This is a genomic window from Paenibacillus terreus (genome assembly GCF_042138595.1).
In the GTDB taxonomy this organism is placed as follows: domain Bacteria; phylum Bacillota; class Bacilli; order Paenibacillales; family Paenibacillaceae; genus Paenibacillus; species Paenibacillus terreus.
Map to the genome: position 1 here is coordinate 108,381 of NZ_JBHIRX010000003.1, position 21,557 is coordinate 129,937.

The window sequence follows — 21,557 nt, forward strand, 5'->3', positions numbered from 1 at the left end:
TAAAAAACCGGCCGGTTTCCCGGCCGGCTGTAAATCTCATTAACGAAGCAGTTGCAGAACGCCTTGAGGTTGCTGGTTTGCTTGAGCAAGCATAGCCTGAGCCGCTTGCTGCAGAATGCCGTTCTTCGTAAATTCGGACATTTCTTTAGCCATGTCAACGTCACGGATACGGGATTCAGCCGCTTGCAGATTCTCAGCAGTTGTTCCCAGGTTATTAATTGTGTGCTCCAGACGGTTCTGAACAGCACCGAGGTTAGAGCGAATGCCGGAAACTGTATTAATTGCAGCTTGTACAATTGACAAGTTGGATGCAGATGTCAAGTTCAGGGAAGCTGCCGCTCCAGACAAAGCTTGCAGCCCTGTAGCGCCACCAAAGTCTACGCTCAGAGAAGTTGCAAGAGCAGCATTCAAGCTCAAGGAGATCGTTTCACCAGCATTAGCACCTACTTGGAATACTACCGGCGCAGTAACAGATCCATCAAGCAGCTTCTTTGTATTGAATTGTGTTTGAGTTGCGATGCTGTTAATTTGGTTAGACAATTGTTGAACTTCGGTATCGATTTTCGCAGCATCGTTAGTTGTCAGTACTTCATTTGCGCCTTGTACATACAGCTCAGCCATACGTTGCAGCATTGCATGAGTTTCGTTCAATGCACCTTCAGCCGTTTGGATCAGGGAGATGCCGTCAAGAGAGTTCTTGTTGGCTTGCTCCAGACCACGGATTTGGTTACGCATTTTTTCGGAAATGGCGAGACCTGCAGCATCGTCAGCAGCACGGTTGATTCTGTAACCAGAAGACAATTTTTCTAAAGATTTGCTTTGTGCAGAGTTGTTGATTGTCAGTTGGCGTTGTGCATTGTAAGAAGAGATATTGTGGTTAATACGCATCGTAAAATTCCTCCCTGGAATATGTTGGTGATTAGCATCCTTGCTTCACCCATAATTTGGTGCGCCCAGCTTGCGGCCGTCAAGCTTTGACTGCGTCCCATAATATTTATATCGGTAAAGAGGAGTTATTGTTTATAGCTTTTCCACATTTTTCTCTCAATAATATTATTTCTTTTTCTCAGTCGGAAGCTGCCTTAAAATTTCCGCCATATCCTCGTTCAAGTCAACTGCTGACTTGTTTTGTTCCTGAATTGCTTTGAAAATTTCCTCTCTATAAATACTGATATGTGGAGGAGCGTCGATTCCGATACGCACCTGATCGCCAACGACGTCAATGATAGAGATTACAATTTCATCGCTGATCATAATCTTTTGCCCCTTGTTTCTTGATAGTATCAGCATTTACCTCATCTCCTCCTGGCGGTTATCAATTAAAGAGTAACGGGTAGGGTAGTCCAAGCCTTCCAGAATAATTTGTGCAGCCTCGTTCGATTTGGTATTTATTACTATAGGTGCCTTTAAATTTATGCTAATATCCGAAGATGATCTGAGAGTTGTTATTGCCCAGATGTCCACATCTTTCTTGCTTTTGAGCTTAAGCTTCTGAAGCCAACGGCGTTCCAACTCAAATTCATAATCAGGGAACCATTGAAAGGGATCAGCCAATACAAATGTTAAATCCTTATCCTCCAAAGATTGCATATACTGAAAAAGACTATTTTCCAGTGCATTAATTATTACGTATTTCTTCAAGTTTGCAAATCCAAGAACTGGGCTCACAAAAGTAATCATATCCTTTTCTTGAACTTCTATTTCTCCAAATCTTGATGTTTGAATGAACATTACCCAGCCTCCTGATTTTTTATTTTTCCTGTTTTTTCAGTCGTAAAAAAATAGCTATATGAAACGATGTTCATTATAGCTATTGTAGCCAATCTTCTATACAGCTGTATCCAGATTTGATCCTGTTACCGTAAAATTTATAAAATTTTTCTGCGCTATATAAGCATTAACGCTGCCAGGTGTGTATTCTATGACCGGCATATTGTAGCGTGGATCAAAGCTGACATCACGCGGCCTATAATCGATCTCAGTTGTACCCGAGGTATATGTGATATCTACGTTATCATAACTGGCTTCTCCCAGGATATTGATAGGCCGATCCCGCATAAAGCGCTGATACGCAAGCTCTGCGAAGGGATCTCCCCCTTTATGAGTAGCCATCATTCGGTCCCCAGCCTGAGCAATTTCAGCTATGGCCTGCATACCTGAGTCCTTGGCGCTTTGAGCAATCCGATCCATCATCTCCTGGGAAGCACCAAGACCAAGAGCAGACCAAGCTCTGCTCTGATCTATAGCCAAACTCCCTGGGGTACGACGAATTTCCATTTCCCCCAATTGCTGCTTCATATTCAATTCAGCCCTTGGTTGCTCAATACTGAGCTCTGCCTTGACCGTCTCCAATCCGATCTTGCTATATCCTTGATGAATTTGTATCCGGGGAAAGTTCATTAGACCTTCTCCTTATTTCAGGAAATCCAGCAAAGTCGGCCGAATGATCCGTGCTATTGTATCAAGAGAAGATTGATATATACTCTCGGATGTTTTTAACTCAGAAATCGCCTTGGCCATATCCGTATCCTCGACTTTAGACTGGAGATCAGTATAGTTAATTTGCAAATCTTCCAATCTGCTCATCGTGAAGTCAAGGCGGTTCTGCTTTCCTCCCGCCTCCGCTTGAACGGTTGTGATATTTTGCAAAGAGTTCTGGAGTTGCCCGATAGTAGCTTGAATACCTGCAGTATCATCGCTTTCCAAGGCATTTTTCAAACTATCAACTACGGCATACAAGCCGTTAGGGTCACCTGATACACCGAACACCTTATCACCGATCAGATTTACAGGAACATAAATCCCCGCACCGATTTGATACTCTACCTCACCGTCATCAAGCTGATAGTCTGTATTAGCCGGATCGGCCGGGTACGGCTTCTCGTTTACACGCTCACCATTAAAAATATATTTACCTTTGAATTGAGAGTTACCAAGCGAGACCAACTGATTGTATAACTGGCCAACTTCCTGTGCAATATTCTCGCGGGCATCCTCAGGAACCGTGTCGGTTCCTCCTTGAACAGCCAATTCGGACAGACGCTGAACAATAGAGGATGTTTCGGTAAGTACACTATCTGTGAATTCCATCCAGGAATATGCATCATCCACGTTGCCTGTGAATTGTGTCGTGAAAGATACCTCTTGACGGTAATTCAAAGCATCCGCTACACCAATAGGATTATCTGAAGGACGGTTCAGTTGTCTATTGGTCATCAGCTGTTCTTGGTACTTGTCCATTCGTCTATAGTTATTCTGCAGGTTATGCATCATAGAAGTGCTCATCATCGATTGAGTAATCCGCATATCAGTTCATCTCCTATCTGCCGACAACGCCTGTGCCGTTGATCAGCTTATCCAGCATTTCGTCGACTGTGGTTATGACGCGTGCCGAAGCGCTGTAGGCCTGCTGGAATTTAATCAAATCCGCCATTTCTTCGTCCAGGGATACACTGCTTACAGCCTTGCGCAAATTATCGGCATGGTTCACCAATAATGTTCCATTTTCCACCATGTTGTTGGCATGTGCGGCGTCCGTACCCAACTGAGCTACAACAGACTGCAAATACCCGCCAAATGTAGCAGTATTCGTAATTGCGCCGTTGGCCACTCCTGTTGGATTGAAGCTGAATTTCCCTTCCGCCAGCCCCGCAATCAAGAGCGCGAGATCTCCGTTACCCTGCAAAACCTTCTCGGAGGTTGTACCGTCGGCGTTGGTTTTGATTTCAGTACGCATGGAAGCCGCAATATTGGATGCATCATTCACAATAGCACTGTTCACACGTATATTTGCCGCCGTAATCGTGGCACTGCCGTCAGATGTTACGAAAAAGTCCTGTCCAGCCGTGGCCGGATCAGAAAGCGTGTAGCCCAGCTTATGCAATCCGTTCAAGCCATTCACTTCGTATTTCGTATCCTGGGCGAGCATGCGTGGATTCGTAGCATCCATAACCGCATTGGGGATCGTCACTCCTGGAGGCAAAATAGAACCTTTAGGAAGCGTTACCTCAATCTTGCCCGTCGCCAAGGTGTTCGCCATAATGTTTAGCTGATTGGTATATTCCGCGACGTGAACATCCCGGGCCTGTATATTGCCCAAAATGGAGCCCTGGGTCAGACCGCCTGCATTTGCGATCGTAAAATCAGCAGATTGCATGTCATTGACAACCTGTACCCCGCCAAAGGTCAGCGAGTAAATATCATTTGCCTCCGACACCTGTACATTTCCAAGACCGGAAAGCTGGTCCACCAGCAAGTCCCTCTTATCTCGCAGGTCATTGGCGTTATCCCCAAATGCTTCAATTCGCTTGATAGACTGAGTAAGTTCGGCAATCTGATCAATATAGTTATTCGCTTCGGAAATTTGAGAATCCACGCGTGCAGTAAGGCTGGTACTTAGGGTATTCAACTGTGAGGCAATATGGTTAAAGGTCTCGGTAAGAGCAATCGCTTTTTGCTGCACGACAGTTCTTGAGGACAAATCCGTGCTGCTCGGATTTTTACTTAGTTCCTGCCAGGAAGTCCAAAATTCAGAGACCGTTTTGGCTATGCTGTTCTCGGAGGGTTCATTTATGATACCTTCAATATTCCCTAACGTTTCCTGTTTCGCTTCCCAGGTCTTCATCGAAGAATTCTGGTTTCTGTATTCGATGTCGGTAAGGAAATCGCGAATACGCCGGATACTTTCTACTTCCACACCCGTCCCCAACTGGTTGGGATTCATTGATCTATTCATGCCCGGATATTCAATCGGGAGCGAGGCCGTCAAGCGGGCGACCTGTCTGGAATAGCCCTCTGTATTCGCGTTTGTAATGTTCTGGCCAGTCGTACTAATGGCAGTCTGTTGGGCGATTACACCTCTTTTGCCGATCTCCAAATTATGAAATGTGGAACGCATTTGTTATACTCCTCGCCTTCTATGCCCTCGTATCGAAAAAACTCCGACTGGGGGAATCATTTCGCTGCTTAACCGGGTGCTGATACAGCATGTTATCCTCCGGCTTTTCTACTAATAAATTCAATGAATAATCGATAAATGCCAGGGACTGCTCAACCAGTTCCTTATTCACGGAATTCAGCTCCTTAAGTGTGTGGAGCACTTTAGATAGCCGTTCTTGAACGCTAATTAATCTTTGCTTCTCTTCCGGATCAAAAACGAGACGGGTCATCTCCGTGATGTTAAGCTTCAATTGAGAGCGAATCCCCTTCTCACGAAGAAATCCGTTCAGACCCTCGATTCTCCGCTCTTCAGCCTCAGACACCTTTTTAAGAAGTCTGGTTTCCTGCGCCAATGTTCGGGAAAGGGCGCTGATGTCATTGTCTATGATGGCCTGTTTCTTGTTGTGACCAACGGATATCAGCTCTTCGTGCAGTTCGATTAACTGCTCCATGGCTGCAATAACGAGCTGTAGACTCACTTGTTGTCCCCCGTCTGGTTGGATGAGCTAAAATAAGGCAACAATTTGTCGGCCAGCTTTCGGGAATCCACATTATATGTTCCGGAAGCGACCTGCTGCTTCAATTCCTGGATTCGCTTCGCGCGGTCCGTGTTGCTGCTGCGCTGCAGCATTTCCATGGCCTCTGCAGAAAAGCTTACCTCATCCTTGCGCGAGTTTTTCTTCTGGCTTTCCTGAATATTGGATTCAATATTGCGTTGATATGGATTAATGGCGCCGATGCGGTTGGGCTCGTTAATTTTCATAACCTTAACCTCCACCTTCCTAGTGTTTCAAAATACTAATTTATCGAGAAAAATGAAAAAACCGATAAGCTCTATTTAAGATTATCGGCGGTTTATAAATCATTTTGAATAGCATGAAAAGTTTTTAATACCACTGTACTAGAAAGTTCGCTTCTTGTCGATAGCGCTATAGGTAGACGAGCCCATGTTGTTACCATGGTCCCGTTCGTTTTCGTTGCGTGCTGCCTCAGACAATTCCTTCGTAAGTCGCGTTCTGCAGGAATCGCACATGTGACCGTCACGAATCAGAGTTCCGCACACCTCGCACGGATACATCATATTCGGCGCATTTGCAATGGAAATGCGTCCTTCACGAATAAACTTGGTGATTTGCTTGATGCTCACTTCCGTGGCCGCAGACAGCTCCTGAATGTTGGCACCCTTGTTTTCCCGCAGGTACTGCACACATATTTCATATTCTCTCTCAATATCTTTAATACAATTTTGGCATAATTCCCGGATATTAATCACATACAGCTTGCCACAGCGAGGACAGTTGTCAATGTTCATCCTGCTCCATTGCTCCTCTCATTTCCGACACACGCAACTCTAGTACTTCTAGAGTACATGATTTACGGGTGATTCGTCTAGTGGGGCTTTACCGTTCTCAGCGCATTTTTGCGTGAACGTGCATTTTTCTTCCCTTAGGTAAATATATCGGCAATCCGCTGCAGCAATTTTAATCTCCGTAATTGGCCCTTTTCCTGGTAAGCTCATAGGCTGGGCTGTATCAGGATCTTGCCCAGGTAAGACCATAGACTTCGATGTTCATCCCAATGGCCCCGGCTTCGCTGCGCAGCACACGGCTGCACGCCTCCAGCGTGCTCCCTGTGGTGTAAATATCATCAACCAGCAGCACGCGCAGCGCCTTGTTTGCTGTCAGGGTAACCTTGCGACGCTCCATCACTTCTAGCATCCGTACCCGAATACCGGGAAAGGCGGAGAACGCGGACTTCATGGATTCATTTCGCTCGCTGCGGGATTTAAAGCTCTGTTTTCCGGTATCCCGGTTCCTGACAAGCAGTGGATAAAAGGGAACATGACTGCCCGCGGCCAGGAGCACAGCCAGTCTCTCCGCCTGATTAAAACCGCGCTCAGCCAGTCTTGCTTCGCTTACAGGCACACAGGTAATCAGATCGGTCTGCCATCGCTCTTGCTTGTGCTCATTCCGCATTCTGTTGAAGACGCCAAAGGAGCCTGCGGCTGCAGGGTGGGATGTCCGTATTCGGAGCGTAAGCTCTGACTGCATGGCATTATAAGCCCTCCCTAGCATGGCAGCCAGCAAGGGCTCATAGCCTTCAGCTCCCCTATATTTGTACCATGAAATCCATTCTTTCATCTCGGCGGTATAGGCAACAGCACTGCGGTTGCAGACAAATGCCCTGGTCGCCCGGTCAAACCGGGAACAATCCGGACAGCCGACCGGGCGGCCGCAGCAGGTGCAGCGGATTCTGCCGATCCATGGAATACGCTGTGCGCATCGGCTGCATATGCCGGGGAGCCCGGTGTTCAATACAGCCCGGCCCCCGCAGGTGAGACAGTGTTCAACCGGGGGCTTGAGCAGATCCTGTAGCTGACGGGCAAGGGACGTCAAAGACAAAGTCATTTTCATACCTCCTTTGAACATTACAGACATCCGTGCCTCTTCGAGGCACTACTGATGAAGGGACAGAGAAAAGCAACAGCATAGGCTCACCTAAGAATCACCTTAAGTAACCAAGTTTTGATGCCAGCCTATTCATGGTACGGATATGAGCGATCGCCTGTTTTTGCCCTTTGGTCCATTCAGGTGAGACAAAAACAACCCTCCCTTTGGGATCATCCTTGGACCGCCCTGCCCTGCCAGCCATCTGTACCAGCGAAGCCTCATCGAACAATGAGTCATTGGCATCCATGATGTAAACATCACTCCTTGGAACTGTGACTCCCCGCTCCAATATCGTCGTAGTGACCAGCAGCCGGATCTCCGTGTTCCGAAAGCTGCTGACTTTGGCGCTCCGGTCAGGATCCTGGGAAGAGGTGCCTGCTACCCTGAACTGCGGGAAGCAGCCGGTCAGCAGCTTTACCAGCGGATCAATCTGTGAAATGCGTGTCACAAACAAAAACACCTGCGCGCCTCGATCAAGGGATTCATGAAGTCTGGAAAGCAGAGAAGAAGGGAGCCTCCGCTGCTGCAGGCAGCGGCTTACGGATGCCCCCGCGAGTCTGAGCGGAACGGGCAGCGGGTGACGGTGAAAACGCACCGGTACCCTCGCATGTGCCAGCTTGCCTTCTCTCGCTTCCCGCTGCAGCGCGGGAGGCGGTGTTGCCGACAAATAGATGAATTTCCCCTCCGGGAGACAAGCTCGCTCCGCCGCATATGCGAGCATGGGATCATTGTGATAGGGAAACGCATCGAGTTCATCGATGATAACGAGGTCAAAGGCCTGATGGAACCTTAACAATTGATGCGTCGTGGCCAGTGTCAGCCGTCCTTTTTTCCAGCGTTCCGGGCTGCCTCCGTACAAGAGAGCCATGTCAACTTCGGGAAAAGCTTTGGACAGCCGGGGCGCAAGCTCCAGTACGACATCCCGGCGCGGTGATGCCACCAGCGCGCTCCCTCCCCGGCGGATTACATCGTCCAGCAATGGGAAGATCATTTCTGTCTTGCCCGCGCCCGTTACGGCCCAGAGCAGGAAGCGGCGGTTGGCATGATGGCAATGCCCGGAGCCCGCCGCTTCTCCCGGCGGCCTGCCGATGCGGTGCAGCCGCTGCAGCCACGCGGGCGCAGCAGAGCCGGTGGCCGCGCCCGCAGCCGGCGCGGCCAGAAAGCGCAGCGCCGCCTCCGCGGCGGCCCGCTGCGCCGGGCTGAGCCCCCACCTCTCGATGGTGGGGGCGGGTACACCGCCGGCCTGGCTGCGCAAGGCCGGCCCTGCCGCTGCTGCTCCATGCAGCAGCAGCGAACAGGCACGGCTGCGCCCCAGCGCGAGGCAGGCCTCGCAGTAGGCGCAGCCCGCCAGCCCGCACGAGGCGCAAGCCGTGCGGGCACTGGCTGCGCTGCCGCAGCGCAGGCAGCGCAGCTCTTGCCGCCGCGCGCTCCGCGGGCGCGGCGCAGACAGGCCGGCGGCAAAGCCGAGCCGGCCCTGGAGGTGCGCAAGCTGCGCGGCGGCGCGCCAGCTTGCGCTTAACGCTGGCGCTGCCTCCGCCAGCAGCGCCTCCAGCTCGGGTACGAGCAGCTTCCGGCCGGCCAGCAGCCCGGCAAGCTCGTCCGCCCCTCGCTGCAGTTCCTCGCGGACCGGCTCTCCGTTTCCGCTTTCCCCCTTCCCATCGAAGCCTGGTCCGTCATTTCGGCCATCTGCCCGCTCCAACAGACTTGCTCTTTCCAGCACGGGCTCGCAGCCGGAAGACCGCTCTGCCGCAAGCTCCTCTTGCAGCCGGGCAGCAGCATACCTTTCCCACCCACGCAGTGACCAAGAATCCATCACCGGCAGGCTGCGAAAGCCCTCGCACAGCTTAAACGCCCACGGAAGCGGATAGGCTGTACCCAGCAGAATCATCTTCGCCCCTTCGTCAGATCCTCCTTCCCTCTGCCTGGCTTCTCTCCACATGCGATCTACCCCCAGATCCAGAGATAGGTGCATCTCCCAGCCTTTGCAGCCACGCAGCACATAGACAGCCACCTTCATGCTCCCGCCCCTTTCCACATTTTTAACGCACAAAAAAAGCACACGCCGGCCCGCAGGCATCGGCGTGTGCTTCACGCATTTCAGCTAAATTAAGGTTTATAATATGAATCATTAAGCAGCTAAGTTTTTTAACAACTGAATTATTTTTATTATACACTTGTTCTGCTTCCCAATTCCAGCACATTTCCCCTGAAAACTCAGTTGATACTATAGCTTTATTAATTCCTGTGACCTTTCATTCCCTTGCTCTGTCTAATTACTGTAAATCAATACAAACACAGCTTAACCGTAAAGGTGGTGAAAACGAGTGATCACAGAAAAGGAAATTACTGCCACGCAGCAGGGTGACCGAGATGCCTTTATCAAAGTCATTCAAAGCATCGAGCAGGCGCTGTATAATACGGCCCGCTCTATCGTCAAAAAAGAGGAAGACGTTGCCGATGCGCTGCAGGAGACCATTTTGAAAGCCTATAAATCCATTTCAACACTGCGAGAGCCTGCTTATTTCAAAACCTGGATCTTCCGGATTTTGATTAATGAATGCAATACCCTACTATCGAAGCGGAAGCGCAGCGTAGCTGTTGCCGACTTCCCTGATGCCGGCGCTTCCTCCCAATCCTATGAACAGGTGGAGCTAAGGGAAGCTGTCGACCGGCTGGAACCGCAGCAGCGAATTGTGATCGTCCTGCATTATTTTCAGGACCTGCCGCTCAAGCAGATTGCCGATATGCTCGATTTATCCGAAGGCGCCGTGAAGACTCGCCTGTACCGTGCAAGAAATTCCTTGCTTCAGGAGCTGCAGCCAATTAAGAAAGGAAGGGTTAATTATGAACCACTTTGATCTGGAAAAACAATTAAAAACATATAAGGAGTCTGATGCGACTATGTCTCCACTCGTTCGGACCCGGCTGAATGAAGTATACGCTTCTATAGCTGATTCACCCGCCAAACCAGCCAATCGTCCGCTCCGGACATGGAAGCATCGTACGACGATTGCCGCCACGGCGGCCGCAGTCCTTGGCATCGCCGTTTTCGCTTCCGGTTTTGTTTCCCCGGTGATGGCACAGTCCATCAGAAGCATTCCTCTGATTGGCACTATATTTGATAGTGTCGGGCAGGAATTCGGGATTCAGCGGGCTGTGGACAGCGGCATGTACTCCACGGCTGACAGTACGGTTTCTTATCAGGATATCCGGCTGAATGTCACAGAAACGGTCTTTGATAGGGAACGAGCTTTATTTACTCTTCAGGTGTCTTCCCCTTATCTTAAAGACGGTATTCTTAGTAGTGGAGGCGAAGATATTGAACTGAAGAATGCCGTCCATAATTTTAACCTGAAAATCAACGGCAAAGTGGTCGGCGAGAGCGGCTTTTACTTTGGAGGAGGGGAAGAGCATCCGAACACACTGATTCTGGAGCAGCCGCTCGATTCTGCTTCCGTTTCCAGCCTGCCGGATTCCGTTAAAGGAGAGCTTACCGTTATGCTGGAAGGCATTGACCATGAATTTAAACTGGATGTCCCACTCACAAAATCCGAAAAAGATATTGTACACCTGAATCCCAAACAGACATTAACCAATGACAGCCTGTCATTCACCCTCTCTGAGGTAGATGTCACTCCGATCACAACCAACGTAAAATATTCATTAAGCGCACTTGGAAAAACCAAGCTTAGCGATGACGAAGCTTCTGCTCTTATGAACCATCGGGTGGCCGTTTATGATGACAAAGGAAATCTGCTGCAAGGGTTGAACGGGGAAGGAATGCTGGAAAACAATGAAAAAGGCAACAAGACTGATTCGCAGTACAGCTTTGCTTCAGCTCAGCAGCGTCCAGCGTATCTGATATTCAAGCTCTTCACCACAGATGATCATGATGCGTTCCCTTATACTACAATTAAAGACAGCCAATTTATAGACGGAATGAGCATAAAAGTCGACATCCCCTCCAAATAGACTGCCATTCACAACTACCAGGTTTAAAGGTTCCGGAGCCTCCGGGGCCTTTTCTTTATATGTTCCATCCTCTGCGGAACCCCATTTCTGGAGCAACGCTTTATAGCAAAAAAGCACCCCCTCATGCCGATTGGCAAAAAGTGTGCTCCACTCAGTCACTGCATTCATCTATAACTTTTAAAATCATATCGAAAGCCCCTACGATTCAGCGGACAAGCGGAATCTTGTCGGTAGGCTTCATCGTTCTCAGATCGAGCACCGCCTGAGCTTCTCCAGCCTGTGACTCAATCGCAGGAGATCCCGTAGTTAATGGGCCTGAGATTACGGCCAGTTCAAATCCGCCCGTTCGGCCGAGCCGTTCCAAAATACCCACCGTGTGGTCCTCAGACTGATCATCTATGACCGATATGTGCAGGGATCGGTTCAGCAAATAGGAATATGCCGCCAGTACTCTGACTACCCATTCCACCCACAGCTCATGGTTGGAAGTAATCAGGATATAATGAATGCGCCGTTTATCAGGGCACTTCCGATGCCCTGTCTGCAATTCGGCCGCATGCCGTATATAAAGCAAACGAACCACGGCGGCCGCCAGACCGTACACAAGCAAAATCCATGCCAGTTGAATTGCCATGGAAGCCCCACCTCCTCATAGCGCCAATATATGCCGGTACGAGGGTAGGAGTGACAGCCTCAGCAGCCTTGCCGGTTACAGGGTAACCCAGCCGTACTTGATGGAGTTGATTACCGCCTGGGTGCGATCGTCTACCTCCATCTTTTGCAAAATGCTGCTGACGTGGTTTTTCACTGTTTTCTCACTGATAAAGAGATATTCGCCGATCATCTTGTTGCTCTTGCCCTCCGCCATCAGACGAAGCACTTCAGCTTCGCGGCGTGTCAACGGATTGTTCTCGCCAGCCACAAATTTCACACCCGCTTCAGCGGAATGTCCTTCAGCCATGGCACCAGTCTCATTCAGATAGGTCATGCGCCGCAGCTGCTGAATCAGCTTGCCGGTCACCTTCGGATGAATAAACGCATAGCCTTCATGGACGGAACGGATCGCATTGATCAGAGATTCCGCCTCCATATCCTTCAGCAGGTAACCATTGGCTCCTTTGCGCAGCGTCTCAAAAACATAGCTTTCATCATCATGAATCGACAGAATGATCACTTTCACTTCCGGGAACATCTCGCGCAGCTTCTCGGTAGCCTCTACACCGTTCTCGACAGGCATGTTAATATCCATGAGCACGATGTCCGGTTTCTCCTCATTGCAAAATTCGAGCACCTGAATGCCGTCACCGCATTCCCCGATTACCTCTATATCCTCTTCCATATTCAAAATACGTTTTAGTCCCTCTCGAAACAGCTGATGATCATCAGCCAGGAGGACCTTGATTGCTGCAGCTCCGTTGTCATGATTTTCCATCCTGTTACTCCTTTCCCTTCTCCACGTTGGTCGGGATATGAATGACGATCTTCGTCCCCTGGTTCTCCGCGGACTCGATCTCCATTCTCCCTTCGAGCAGTTCAACCCTTTCTCGCATGCCAATCAAGCCAAAATGATTGTGATCTTTGCCCTTTTGTTCGAATAACTCAGGTTTGAATCCCAGTCCGTTATCCTGCACAACGATTTTAACCAACTGTGCCTGGTATGTGATTTCTACCAGCACATGAGTTGGATAGGCATGTTTTGCGGCATTGGTGAGGCCTTCTTGGATCAAACGGTAAATGGCCGCTTCCATCGCGGAAGAGAGACGGTGCTCCTTCCCCCTCGTTTCAAAGATCGCTCTTATTTTCGTCTTTTCCTCAAAATCCTGAACATATTTCCGGAGGGTAGGAATAAGCCCCAAATCATCCAGCGCCATCGGACGCAAATTGAAAATAACCTTGCGCATTTCTTCGAGGCTGGAACGGACCTGTCTCTTCAAATCTATTATTTCGTCCTGTACCATCTTGAATTCCTGCTTGGCAATCATTCTTTCTACAATTTCCGTCCTAAGCACTAGATGAGCGAGCAGTTGCGCAGGTCCGTCGTGTATTTCACGCGAAATGCGTTTGCGTTCTTCTTCCTGGGCCAAAATAATTTTCAAACCAATAAGCTGTCGATTCTTGGCAGATTCGATAATCCGGGTTACCTGACCCAGCTCTCCTGATAAATACTCCAGCACCACGCCCATTTGCGAGCCGATCGTTTCCGCACGCTCCACGGATGCTTCAACACTCTTCGCCCGCTTCTGGAGATCATCCCTTCTCGCCTTAAGGTACATCTCCTTCTCACGGTAGATCATCAGGTCGAGCTGAAGCTGTGTAGCCTTTTCATAAGCCGTTTTAATATCCTCTTCCGTATAGCGGACAAAATCCCGGCTGACTTCCGTCAGCCGGATCCGCGAGCGCCGGTAGTTCATCTCCAGCTGATCGACCTTCTCGATCGTCTCGGCCGTTTCCTTAAGAACCGCCTGCAATTCCTGGTTTAAATTAATGAGCTCGGACCGTGCCGAATCCAGTACTTCGAACATTTGGTACTTGCTCTTCTCCATCACCTGGATGGCGTTCTTGATGACTCGGTCTATGACATCGGCTTGAAAATCCACGAATTTTAATCTCCAATCCTAGCTTTTCAGGTATATATCATACCATATCATGATTGGATCGTAACGGTCTTAGTTTTTTGTTCCCATTTTACAGTAAGTCCAAGCTGCTCAGATACAAGCCTAAGAGGGACTAAAGTCCTACCTCCTAATACCAGAGGAGCCACATCTGCACTTTTTCGTTTTCCATTCAGGACAAATTTCTTGTCACCTACAGTAAGATCCATCAGCACCCCGCCGCGGATGACCGTCACGCGCTGCGCGGAGGCATTCCACTGCGCCTGTCCTCCAAACACATCCAGAATATATTTGATTGGCACATAGGTAGATCCATCACGGGTAATCGGTGCAGCATCGATCACCGTCTTGTTTCCGTTCACGTTCATAGATTTGCTGCCGATGCTCATTTGGGCCGTTCCGGTTTTGAGCGCCTTGCTGCTTACCGTGCCGGGCGCATTTAACGAAATGTTATCAAACCCTACGGTTCCTGTTTTGGCACGTTCATCCTGTCCCTCTTCCACGTTGACAACATAGAGACGCTTCAGCTTCGCAGGGTAAGCAATGTTCAGTCCGCTCAGATCCGCACTCAACGACTTCCAGCCGTTCCAGTCAATCGCTTTGGCAAGGTCTACATAAACCGTTTTCCCATCGGCATCCGAAATTTCGGCACGGAGCCAGTTAAGACTCTTGTCCCCAAGCACATCCATGGAGATGCCTGTTGCCGGGCTTTGAATGGTTTTGCCGGAGGTGCCGTTCAGTTGCGCATAAGCGTACATTTTGCCGGCACCGCCTGTCATGTCGTAGTCCAGCTGGAGAACCTTCGATCCCGCTTTCTCGCCGCTGCCGGCTGTAATCGCTGCCGAACCGGTCACTCCCTGGGCGTTCGTGGTAAAGCTCACATCGTAGCCGACATTTTCAAAATCCTCCCACATGCTGCTTCCGCCGTCTGCCGTCAGCGTAACCACCGCGCTGAAGCCGTCATAACGGCCAATGGCATATCCAACCTCAGCTCCGGAATCCACAGAGGATACGGTCAGCTCGTTCCCTTTCACACTGCCCTTAAATCCGATAAACTCCCATTTCAGCGCGTCGGCAGAAATACTCACACTCTGTCCGTCCGTTGTTTTGGCTGTCACCGGAATGGAAATGGTCGTTCCTTTGCCGAGAGAGCCTGTACCACTGCCGGCCGTCAGGGAAGAAATGCTGTCAGCCCCCAGTACAGTTACCTTCATGGTCGCTTTAGCAGAGCCGCTCTTGGCCGTCAGGGTCGCCGTGCCCGGTTTCACGCCTTTGACGGTGCTGCCGTTGGCCGAGATTATCGCCGGGTTGCTGGACGACCAGGTAACGGAGGTTTTTCCGATATTGTAAGGGTTGTAGTAGGTATCATAACCTTTCAACGTGTAGCTTCCGGTTTGACCAATCAGCAGCGTTTTGCTTCCGCTGACCGTGAAGCCTTTCAGTGTTCCTTGCGGAGCTTCCGAATAAACACCCACTCCGTTGACAATGCTGCGCTGCTCTGTACCGTATTCGGTGTTGAACGTCAGATCAGCCTCGGTATTGCCCAGGTCGCGGGTAACCATCGTTGTCGAGCCGCCGCCGTCCAGATTCATGCCTTTCCACACGCCGATGCTGGTCATGAATGATTGCAGCTCGTTCAGTGACATACCGACACTGCTGCCGTTCTTTTCAACAGCGATCAAATAGGCATACCGATTATCCTTGGAATACCCTATAGCCGTGCGGGCGCGTGTTCCCCCAATGCTGGAAACGCTGCGGGAGAAAGAAGATGCCTTGCCCTCGTTAACCAGGATGGTATGGCCGCCGATCATCATTTGCAGGGTTGAAGGATCGATTTCTTTGCCGGTGGATTTAACACGCAGCTTATAATCTGTCGTAATCGACTGGCCTACAGCCAGATGCTGCTTGACAAAATCGGCCGCCTTGCCATGTGTGCGCAAAATATAGCCGTTCTCCGGCACCGCAATCGGCAGCGCTGCATTCTCCGAGATTTGGGTAATGACTCCGTTCTCGACCAGAACCTCTGTCGGAGTCGTTGAGCTGTTTGCTGGCCGTTCAAGCGCTTTCCAAGCAGATGTGTAGATATAGGCAGCATTCGAGTGGCTATAGCTGCCGCCCGCCGTCTCAGGTGTATAGGCAGCTTTATTAATGCCGGCCAGTCCAAACGAAGAACCGTCTTCCGCAGTAACGGTGCCTTCAAATGTAAACTGCTCAACCATAGGAGTGCCGTCCTTCGTCACGGCAAAAGCATACATCCCCGACAGATCGGAAGGGGTGGACATCAGTTCTCCGTCAGATACCTGTCCGCCGATCGGCGCGCCTTCGCGGGAGGTGTTGAAATAATCACCGTTAACTCCCGCCACAGCCCCGGTTTCTTTGGCCATGCCTTCCGTGCTTTGCCGTGTCGTGAACTGGCCTCCTTTGCCTGTCATGACATCCAGCTTTACATACGGGTTGTTAAGATCAACACGAACGACATCCGCCAAGGCTGTTCCCGAGGAGGTGCTGTACCGGTATTTCATCAAAATAGCCCCCGAAGTGAGAATTTCCTCCCCCAGCTTGACCGCGGAGGCGGCGCTGGCCACCGAACCTCCTGTCCAATTCAGCGGCGCAAAGCCGCCCGTTCCCATAACCGGTCCAATCCACAATATGCCTGCAAGCGATATAATCGCCCATTTTTTTCCCCGGCCTGTCCCATTGCCCTTTTGTTTGGTGCGACGCAAAACCATTTGGATTTAAACTCTCCCATCTGCATGCTTATTTAATATAGTAAAACAATTGTCTGGATAGCAGTCCGTAAAATTGTTGCCCTAGTATTAATAGACTTAAAAAATAGCAAAAAGTTACGGAATCTCGCGAATTTCCTGGTTTAATGTCCATCCGGATTCAAACCCGCCCACATATTGACAGGGGCATGACCTCCTTCTATAATCAACTTGAACTAATGAGTTCAAATTATACTTATTGGTTTAAACGTTTGTTTTTTAAGGAGAGGATATAGTTGAGGATGAGTAAAAATAAAATTCCACTTTTGCTGTCGGCCATACTTGCCATCACTGTCGTTACCGCCGGTTGTTCAGCGGAACAGCCCGCTTCCGAAGCTGCAGCCGATGCCAGTACCAGCGGTACTGTTGTAGATACGATGGTTGTCAAAAAAGAACCACTGAACACGGTGTACGACCTTTCCGGCACACTGCAGGCCTACGAGGAGCGGTCCATTTCCTTTGAAATCGGCGGACGGGTCGCAGCGGCCTCCCTTGCAGCAGGAGCCTCGGTCAGCAAGGGCAGCGTCCTCGCTCAGCTGGATCAATCGGATTACCGGCTCCAGCTTGCCCAAGCGGAAGCCTCCATTCAAGAGGCACAGGCAGCAGTAACAAATGCGGAAGCAGGCATCCGTTCGGCGGCTTCTTCGCTCGCATCGGCGGAGGCCCAGGTTGAAAGCGCCGAAGCCAATGTGCGAAAGGTGAATAAAGGGGCGCGAGAACAGGAGAGAGCGCAGGCACGTGCGGCTGCCGACAAGGCGCAAAGCGCCTATGACAAAGCCAAGGCCGACGCCGACCGCATTCGCAAGCTGTATGAAGCAGGAGCGGCTTCCGCCTCGGAGAACGAGAGTGCCCAGCTTCAGCTGGTCAGTGCCGAGAAGGATCTGGAGACCGCCCGTGAGTCGCTGTCTCTGCTTCAAGAAGGAGCCACCGCTGAAGACACGGATGCTGCGAAAGCCGCGCTGAAGGAAGCACTTGCAGGCAAATCCGCCGCTTCTGCTGCACAGCTGCAGGCCCAGTCCTCCAAGGAGCAGGCCGACGCAGGTTATGAAAAGGCAAAGGTTGCCAAGGAGCAGGCTGAACTGGCCCTGTCCCGCACAACGCTGTCGGCCCCCTTTAACGGCGCTATACTGGAGAAGTTGATCGAGCCCGGAGAGCTTGTCTCTTCCGGTCAGACCGTCTACCGGATCGGCAGCATTGACCGGTTGAAGGTGCTGCTCCCTGTTCCGGATAGTGAAATTCAGGATTGGAAAAAGGGGCAGAAGGTTGGTGTCAGCCTGTATGGTGAAACCCGTACCGCGAGCGTGTCCGCCATCTATGCCTCTACAAATGCAAACACCGGGACCATCAACGTTGAGGTTGTCATTCCGAATTCATCACATGACTGGCTGCCGGGCCAGGTCATAAAAGCAGCACGCGAGCTATCAGACAAGCAGGGAGTTCTGGTCCCGGTTGAAGCGGTGATTCAGACTGGGGAACAGCCGTATGTATTCAAGGAGGTTGAAGGCAAAGCCGTTAAAACAAATGTCGAGCTGGGGGGACAAATGACTGATAACAAGCTGCTGGTTGTCTCGGGGCTCAGCGAGGGGGACCGTATCGTAACGAAAGGAGCAGCCTCGCTCTTTAACGGTGATGCGCTCCGGCAAACGGGAGGCGGCAGCGAATGATCGCTTATTTCGTGAAAAAACGCAAAATTACGATCCTTTTCTTCCTGATGGCCGTTCTTGTCGGGGCGTTCAGCTTCATGCAGCTCCCTCGTCAGGAAATGCCGGATGTCGTCGTCAGACAGGCTATGGTAACCACCATTTACCCTGGGGCTGCGCCGCAGAAGGTCGAGCAGACGGTCACCAAAAAACTGGAGCAGCGAATCAAGGAGGTTAAAGGAGTGGGCAACATAACTTCGACCTCCGGAAACGGATTTTCGTCCATCCTGGTTGAAACCGAGGGGGACGCCAAGCCGGAAACCGTCTGGGACGAAATGCGCAAGAAAGTGCAGGACGCCCAAGCCGACCTGCCTGAGGACGCCGAGGTGCCGGTGATTAACGATAATCTTGCGAGCTCCTTTATCGGCTCTTATGCCATCATTGCGGACTCACGAGATTCCCTTTATGACCTGAACAGCTTGATGACCAGTTGGGAGGATCAGCTCGGAGCGCTTGATGGCGTTTCTGACGTGACGATTTCCGGCCTGCCGGATCAAGAGGTCAAGATTGCGATCGATACACAGAAGCTTCAGCAGTACCGGCTGCCCTGGGGGCGGGTTGTGCAGGCCGTTCAAGCCCGCATGGATCTGGTGCCGACCGGTGATGTGGAATATAATGATCGGACCTACCAGCTTATCGTAAAAGAAGCCTCAGACCCGCAGGAGCTAAGCAGGCTCCTGATCACCCGCTCAGAATCCGGCTCTCCTGTGTATCTGAGTGATATAGGTAGCGTTCAGCTCGCTCATGCCGATGCGGATGTTTATGCGTATGCTGAGGGCAAACCGGCTATCCGCATTTCACTCGGCGCAGAGACGGGTACGGACATTCGAACGATGAACGAGAGGGTCAACGCCAAACTGGCCGAGTTGCAAAAGACTCTCCCGGAAGACGTGAAATTCGTTACCCTGTTTGCTCAGAAGGACAATGTCGATGAAATCTTCGCCGACCTGTCCCGTGAAACACTTATGGCCATCGCAGCCGTAATCCTCATCTGTACATTGGGATTAAACCTGCTGACTTCTTCATTTGTCGCTTTGGCTATCCCCGTCTCCGTTGCTATTGCCATGATCTTTCTTCCGATGCTTGGGGTCACCCTTAACCAAATTTCCGTGGTCGGGCTGATCATCGTACTCGGCATTCTGGTGGATGACGCGGTCGTCGTGAATGATAACATCGAACGCAGGCTTACGGATCTGGGAGAAACGCCGTCCGAGGCTGCCGTAAACGGCACCAAGGAAGTGGCGGTATCGATATTGACGGCCACGCTCGCGACCATTTCGGCATTTATGCCTCTGATGTTCCTCAGCGGAGATGTTGGCGCGTTCATCAAACCAATCCCGGTCGTGATTTCGTTGGCCATGCTGGCCTCCATGCTCATGTCCCTGGCCATCATCCCCATTTTTCGGGAATGGTACGAAACACGCAGACCCCGCAAGCGCAAGGATACAACGGCCAAACCAGCCGGGCTGCTGGGCCGCCAAATTCAGAGCTTGACTCATCTCTACTCCGGTAAAATCATGACTAAAGTTGTGAAAAGGCCGCTTTTTACCGGCCTCGCCGGACTGCTTATCGGAACAGCCGCCTATGGGCTTGTGCTGTTTACACCAATTGAGCTTTTCCCGGAAGCTGAGGACCCGCATATGACCATCAAGATTACAATGCCTGTCGGGACTTCGCTATCGGAAACGGACCGTGTGGTACAGGAAATCGCCGGTTGGGTAAGGCAGCAGCCGGAAACGGAGAAGGTGGCCTACGCCGCTGGAGGCGGCGCGCCGCAGCTTTACAGTGACCTGGATGGTAGCACTGCTTCAAAAGAAGGAGACATTTATGGTCAGATTACCGTTGTTGGCAAAGAACATAGCTTTGACCTCGACAAGACACCTGAAGCCTGGAGCAGGCATTTTGATGAATCCTATCCGGGAATTACGATTACAGAAAGCACTCCACGCCTCGGAATCCCTGTCGGCAAACCTGTATCTGTTCGTATTTCCGGCCCGGAGACCGGGGAGCTGCAGGCGCTTACCCAGCAGGTGCGCGAATCCATAGCCTCTATAAAGGGGACGTCAGGGATTACGGATGACATGGGAATCGAGCGTTACGCCCTGGACCTTGAGGTCCATCAGCAGGCCATGGACCAGTACCAGGTCAGCTATGCCGACTTGACCCAAACTCTGCTGCTGCTGAATGAGGGGCTGGACGCCAGCCAGTTTGATACCGGCTCGGAGCTGATTGACATCAAGGTGTACTTGAATAAGGATAATACAGACCCGAATGTACTGTTACAGCAGCTTAGCGTGACCAACGCCTCCGGTGTGCAAATTCCGCTGTCACAGCTTGTACAGGTCAAGCCGTCCTTTGCCATCCAGCAGATCAGTCATTATAATCTGGAGCGGACGGTTACCGTGGAGGCGGATCTGGAAGGACGGACGGCCACGGATGCAGCTGTTGATGTACGTGCAGAGCTTGCGAAAATTTCGTTCCCGGAAGGATACTCCTGGGAAATCGGCGGTGAAACCTCGGATCAGAACGAAATTTTTGCCGATTTGGGCACACTGTCGATTGTTGTTGTCTTTTTGATTTTAATTTTGATTACGATCCAGTTCTATTCCATTTCAATACCGTTGATAATTATGACAACTGTTTATCTGGCAGCTGCAGGCGGCATTCTTGGGATATTCCTGACAGGGATGCCGATTGGCTTCATGAGCATTATGGGCATCATTGCGCTTGCCGGTATCGTTGTGCGAAACGGCATTGTGATGATTGAATTTATTGAGGATGCCCGCCATGAGGGGGCAGAGCTTGAAGATGCGGTTATACAGGCGACAGCCGCCCGTTTCCGGCCGATTTTGCTGACGTCACTCACCGCCATTGTGGGGATGATCCCGATCGCGCTGCTGGGCAGCCTGCTTTTCAAGCCGCTCGCGTATGCCATTATTTTCGGCCTGCTGTTCTCTACACTCCTGACATTGTTTGTGGTACCATCTCTTTATATGCTGATGGCTAAATACAAGCTAAGACGCAAACAGCGCAAGGAAAAGAAAGCCACTGCGGAGTTTGACGCTTCTGACACTAGGTATCTGCAGCAGTAAAGTATCGACTAGGTATCGCTGGGAGGAA

19 protein-coding genes are annotated in these 21,557 nt (G+C 50.8%); 4 read left to right on the forward strand and 15 right to left on the reverse strand.

Annotated features, from left to right (window positions below):
- Window positions 1–39: 39 nt before the first annotated feature.
- The 11 genes from ACE5KN_RS07425 to ACE5KN_RS07475 form a co-directional block, all read right to left on the reverse strand.
- On the reverse strand, window positions 40–888 hold the full coding sequence (locus ACE5KN_RS07425; RefSeq protein WP_375525930.1) for a flagellin N-terminal helical domain-containing protein: 849 nt from the start codon (window positions 886–888) through the stop codon (window positions 40–42).
- A 165-nt stretch (window positions 889–1,053) separates the two neighbouring features.
- The gene (gene csrA / locus ACE5KN_RS07430; RefSeq protein WP_375525929.1) at window positions 1,054–1,290 is read right to left on the reverse strand and encodes a carbon storage regulator CsrA; all 237 of its coding nucleotides are present in this window, start codon (window positions 1,288–1,290) and stop codon (window positions 1,054–1,056) included.
- Window positions 1,291–1,731, reverse strand: coding sequence for a flagellar assembly protein FliW (gene fliW / locus ACE5KN_RS07435; RefSeq protein ID WP_375525928.1), 441 nt, complete (start codon window positions 1,729–1,731; stop codon window positions 1,291–1,293).
- A 96-nt stretch (window positions 1,732–1,827) separates the two neighbouring features.
- Complete coding sequence (locus ACE5KN_RS07440) at window positions 1,828–2,400, reverse strand: DUF6470 family protein (RefSeq protein ID WP_375525927.1); 573 nt, start codon at window positions 2,398–2,400, stop codon at window positions 1,828–1,830.
- Between the two features lie 12 nt (window positions 2,401–2,412).
- Window positions 2,413–3,306, reverse strand: a complete 894-nt coding sequence (gene flgL / locus ACE5KN_RS07445; protein ID WP_375525926.1) for a flagellar hook-associated protein FlgL — start codon at window positions 3,304–3,306, stop codon at window positions 2,413–2,415.
- Between the two features lie 13 nt (window positions 3,307–3,319).
- Complete coding sequence (gene flgK / locus ACE5KN_RS07450; RefSeq protein WP_375525925.1) at window positions 3,320–4,897, reverse strand: flagellar hook-associated protein FlgK; 1,578 nt, start codon at window positions 4,895–4,897, stop codon at window positions 3,320–3,322.
- Between the two features lie 19 nt (window positions 4,898–4,916).
- The gene (locus ACE5KN_RS07455) at window positions 4,917–5,417 is read right to left on the reverse strand and encodes a flagellar protein FlgN (RefSeq protein WP_375525924.1); all 501 of its coding nucleotides are present in this window, start codon (window positions 5,415–5,417) and stop codon (window positions 4,917–4,919) included.
- A complete protein-coding gene (flgM, locus tag ACE5KN_RS07460) occupies window positions 5,414–5,701 on the reverse strand; it encodes a flagellar biosynthesis anti-sigma factor FlgM (protein WP_375525923.1) in 288 nt (95 codons plus the stop codon). Before flgM ends, ACE5KN_RS07455 begins: the two co-directional genes overlap by 4 nt.
- A 138-nt stretch (window positions 5,702–5,839) precedes the next feature.
- Window positions 5,840–6,250 carry a TIGR03826 family flagellar region protein gene (locus ACE5KN_RS07465; protein ID WP_355321271.1) on the reverse strand — a complete coding sequence of 137 codons (411 nt, stop codon included), beginning with the start codon at window positions 6,248–6,250 and terminating at the stop codon, window positions 5,840–5,842.
- Window positions 6,251–6,470: 220 nt separating this feature from the next.
- Entirely contained in the window at window positions 6,471–7,346 is an 876-nt protein-coding gene (locus tag ACE5KN_RS07470) for a ComFC family protein (protein ID WP_375525922.1), read from the reverse strand.
- Window positions 7,347–7,443: 97 nt separating this feature from the next.
- The gene (locus ACE5KN_RS07475; protein ID WP_375525921.1) at window positions 7,444–9,405 is read right to left on the reverse strand and encodes an ATP-dependent helicase ComFA; all 1,962 of its coding nucleotides are present in this window, start codon (window positions 9,403–9,405) and stop codon (window positions 7,444–7,446) included.
- 307 nt (window positions 9,406–9,712) lie between these two features.
- On the opposite strand from ACE5KN_RS07475, the gene ACE5KN_RS07480 reads away from it, so the two are divergent.
- On the forward strand, window positions 9,713–10,246 hold the full coding sequence (locus ACE5KN_RS07480; protein ID WP_375525920.1) for an RNA polymerase sigma factor: 534 nt from the start codon (window positions 9,713–9,715) through the stop codon (window positions 10,244–10,246).
- Window positions 10,233–11,360 (forward strand): DUF4179 domain-containing protein, encoded by a 1,128-nt coding sequence (locus tag ACE5KN_RS07485; RefSeq protein WP_375533061.1) that lies wholly within the window; start codon window positions 10,233–10,235, stop codon window positions 11,358–11,360. The genes ACE5KN_RS07480 and ACE5KN_RS07485 overlap by 14 nt, the downstream gene beginning before the upstream one ends.
- A gap of 205 nt (window positions 11,361–11,565) precedes the next feature.
- Here ACE5KN_RS07485 and ACE5KN_RS07490 read toward each other — a convergent pair whose 3' ends face one another.
- The 4 genes from ACE5KN_RS07490 to ACE5KN_RS07505 form a co-directional block, all read right to left on the reverse strand.
- Window positions 11,566–11,994 (reverse strand): hypothetical protein, encoded by a 429-nt coding sequence (locus ACE5KN_RS07490; RefSeq protein WP_375525918.1) that lies wholly within the window; start codon window positions 11,992–11,994, stop codon window positions 11,566–11,568.
- Between the two features lie 75 nt (window positions 11,995–12,069).
- Entirely contained in the window at window positions 12,070–12,792 is a 723-nt protein-coding gene (locus tag ACE5KN_RS07495; RefSeq protein WP_375525917.1) for a response regulator transcription factor, read from the reverse strand.
- 4 nt (window positions 12,793–12,796) lie between these two features.
- A complete protein-coding gene (locus ACE5KN_RS07500) occupies window positions 12,797–13,957 on the reverse strand; it encodes a sensor histidine kinase (protein ID WP_355321264.1) in 1,161 nt (386 codons plus the stop codon).
- A 47-nt stretch (window positions 13,958–14,004) separates the two neighbouring features.
- Complete coding sequence (locus ACE5KN_RS07505) at window positions 14,005–16,701, reverse strand: stalk domain-containing protein (RefSeq protein WP_375525916.1); 2,697 nt, start codon at window positions 16,699–16,701, stop codon at window positions 14,005–14,007.
- 278 nt (window positions 16,702–16,979) lie between these two features.
- Between ACE5KN_RS07505 and ACE5KN_RS07510 the strand changes: the two genes are divergently transcribed.
- Together ACE5KN_RS07510 and ACE5KN_RS07515 are read left to right on the forward strand one after the other, a co-directional pair.
- Window positions 16,980–18,401, forward strand: coding sequence for an efflux RND transporter periplasmic adaptor subunit (locus tag ACE5KN_RS07510; RefSeq protein ID WP_375525915.1), 1,422 nt, complete (start codon window positions 16,980–16,982; stop codon window positions 18,399–18,401).
- A complete protein-coding gene (locus ACE5KN_RS07515; RefSeq protein WP_375525914.1) occupies window positions 18,398–21,529 on the forward strand; it encodes an efflux RND transporter permease subunit in 3,132 nt (1,043 codons plus the stop codon). Before ACE5KN_RS07510 ends, ACE5KN_RS07515 begins: the two co-directional genes overlap by 4 nt.
- Window positions 21,530–21,557 lie beyond the last annotated feature (28 nt).